The sequence below is a fragment of the Halomonas sp. 141 genome (assembly GCF_002810305.1).
Classification (GTDB): Bacteria; Pseudomonadota; Gammaproteobacteria; order Pseudomonadales; family Halomonadaceae; genus Vreelandella; species Vreelandella stevensii.
This window is the reverse complement of sequence record NZ_PINZ01000089.1, coordinates 1-2548: the sequence shown is the minus strand read 5'-3', so window position 1 is coordinate 2548 and position 2548 is coordinate 1. Positions and strand designations below refer to the sequence as shown.

General features: G+C 56.9%; 1 protein-coding gene and 2 pseudogenes. 2 read left to right on the top strand and 1 reads right to left on the bottom strand.

What is annotated here, in order from left to right; all coding sequences use genetic code 11:
• Both CWI66_RS17355 and add read left to right on the top strand, forming a co-directional pair.
• Positions 1 to 219, top strand: a pseudogene (locus CWI66_RS17355) (IS66 family transposase); the annotation flags it as partial.
• 14 nt (positions 220 to 233) lie between these two features.
• Positions 234 to 1055 (top strand): annotated as a pseudogene (add, locus tag CWI66_RS17350) (adenosine deaminase); the annotation flags it as partial.
• Positions 1056 to 1095: 40 nt separating this feature from the next.
• Here add and CWI66_RS17345 read toward each other — a convergent pair.
• Positions 1096 to 2079, bottom strand: coding sequence for a cytochrome-c peroxidase (locus tag CWI66_RS17345; RefSeq protein ID WP_100732365.1), 984 nt, complete (start codon positions 2077 to 2079; stop codon positions 1096 to 1098).
• Positions 2080 to 2548 lie beyond the last annotated feature (469 nt).

The following is a 2548-nucleotide window of genomic DNA, read 5'->3' as shown; positions in this document are numbered from 1 at the left end:
AACAACCAGGGGGAACGCGATCTGCGAATGACCAAGGTCCAGCAGAAAATCTCGGGCTGTTTCCGCTCCTGGGAGGGGGCGGAGATCTTCTGCCGCATGCGTAGCTTTCTCTCGACCGCCGTCAAGCAAGGGGTAGCGGCGCATACCGCACTGGAGCAACTGTTTGCGGGGGAGGTGCCAGCCTTCATGCAGCCTACAGCCACGGATCAGGCGGCGTGAGCTAAACAGTTACTCTGAATCTATATTACCAGGGCATGAACGTCTTGCGCAGCGAACAGGACTTCTATGACCTGGCCATGGATTATTTCAAGCGTGCCCGTTCGGAAGGCGTGCTGCATATCGATATGCACTTCGACCCCCAGGCGCATCTGCAGCGTGGTGTACCTTTGGAGGTGGTCATGGCGGGACTGCTCAGGGCCAAACAGGAAGCCGAGAGCCAGCTGGATCTTTCAGTGGGCATGATCATGGCCTTCCTGAGAGATCGTCCAGCCGACGAGGCACTTCACGTTCTCGAGCAGGCGGCACCCTATTGGAAAATGCTGGATGCCATTGGCCTGGACAGCGCCGAGCGTGACAACCCGCCCGAGAAGTTTCAGGCCCTGTTTGCGCGCGCCAAGGAGCTTGGGCTGGTGCGTGTGGCCCATGCGGGCGAGGAGGGGCCTGCCGCTTACATTACGCAAGCTCTGGACCTGCTGGACGTTCAGCGTATCGATCACGGCGTGCGCTGTCTCGAAAGCGAAGACGTCGTGCAGCGCCTCAAGGAGTCTCAAACGGTACTGACCGTGTGCCCGCTCTCCAATGTCAGCCTGAAAGTGGTCGATCAATTGGATCAGCATCCGCTACCGGCGTTGTTGGAAGCGGGTCTGAAGGTCACCATCAGCTCAGACGATCCTGCTTATTTTGGTGGTGGGCTGCTCGAGAATCATATCGCCTGTGCCGATGCCTTTGGCTGGGGGGAAGATACCTTCAAGTGGCTGAATCGCAATGCCATGGAAGAAGCCTTCGTCAGCGACGCGCGGCGAGCCGAACTGCTGAAGCGTCTGGAGGCAGCCTGATACGGCCTGCCGCCGCCCCTATGGGCGGCGGCATAGTGCATCAGGGTAGAGCGGGCACCTCGAAATCGGGCATTTCACCTGTCAGGGAGTGCAGAAACGCCGTGATGTTATCGATGGTGGGTTCGTCAAACTCACGTCCCAGCATTTCCTGGCCCATGATGGCCACAGCTTCTTCAAGCGTTTCGGTGGCGCCATTGTTCATGTACGGGTAAGTGACGCCGACATTGCGCAAGGTGGGGGTGCGGAAGCGGTACTGGTCTCTTTCCTCCCCAGTCACCACGTAGCGACCCAAATCTTTCGACCCCGGCACCTGAATGGCGTGGAACTGGCTATCGGTAAAGTTGGCGCCGCGATGGCAGGCGATACAGCCATTATCCACGAAAGCTACCATGCCCTCTTTTGCCTGATCGCTGATGGCGTCCATATCACCGCGTAAATACCGATCAAAAGGTGAGTTGGGTGTGTTGAGCGTTCTCTGGAAGGCGGCCAGTGCCTTGGCCAGGTTCTCGGCATTGATGGGGTCATCCTGGTCGGGGTACGCTTCCGTGAAGCGCTCCTGGTAGAGCTCGAACTCTGCCAGCCTGTCCAGGGCGTGTTCCAGCTGCATGGCCATCTCGACATCGGCTTCGATAGGCCCCAGTGCTTGGCCTTCCAAATCCGGCTCCCGTCCATCCCAGAACTGCGATCCCAGGAAACCACTGTTGAGAACGGTGGGTGTGTTGCGTTCGCCAACCTGGCCATTATGGCCCACAGCTCTGGGGATGCGGTCCGACCAGCCGAGCGCCGGGTTATGGCAAGTGGCACAGCTGATGACTCCACTGGCGGAGATCCTGGGCTCGAAAAACAGCATGTTGCCCAGCATTACCTTTTCATCGGTTTGCGAATTGTGGGCAGGTAACGGTGGTAAGTGGGGCAGCGGTTCGAACCTGTCGCGGTAGCTACCGAGTTCGTCATCTGCCCACAGTGACGTCGTGCTTAAGAGCGCGACGCTCGCAAGCCCGATGGCAATACGTGATGTTGTCATGGTTTCCCCCTCCTATTTGACCGGTCTGGTGCGCACCGTTCTTTTCAGCGGTGCTCCAACAAGTCTAAAAAAGCGGGGAAGGGCAGGGCTTGCCTCAGGTCAACTTTCCGGCCATTGGTGACCCGCAGGTGCTTGAACGGTGAATGAGAAAAAAGCTTGACGATCAAAAAGAATTGGGTAGAATACGCCCCACATCGAACGGCAACGCCGAACGAAAGCTCTTTAACAATTTGATCAGGTAATTCATGTGGGCGCTTGCCGATGAGGGTGAATCATCACCTAATATCAAGGCAAGCGAACACCAGGATACTCTTCGGAGTATCGCAGTGAATTCGTTTGAACCTTGAGCCAAGTTTGATCCGCTTTTGTTGTCTTCGGCTAGTCCTGAGATGGCGAGTAAGGATCGCATTGATCTTAAACTGAAGAGTTTGATCATGGCTCAGATTGAACGCTGGCGGCAGGCCTAACA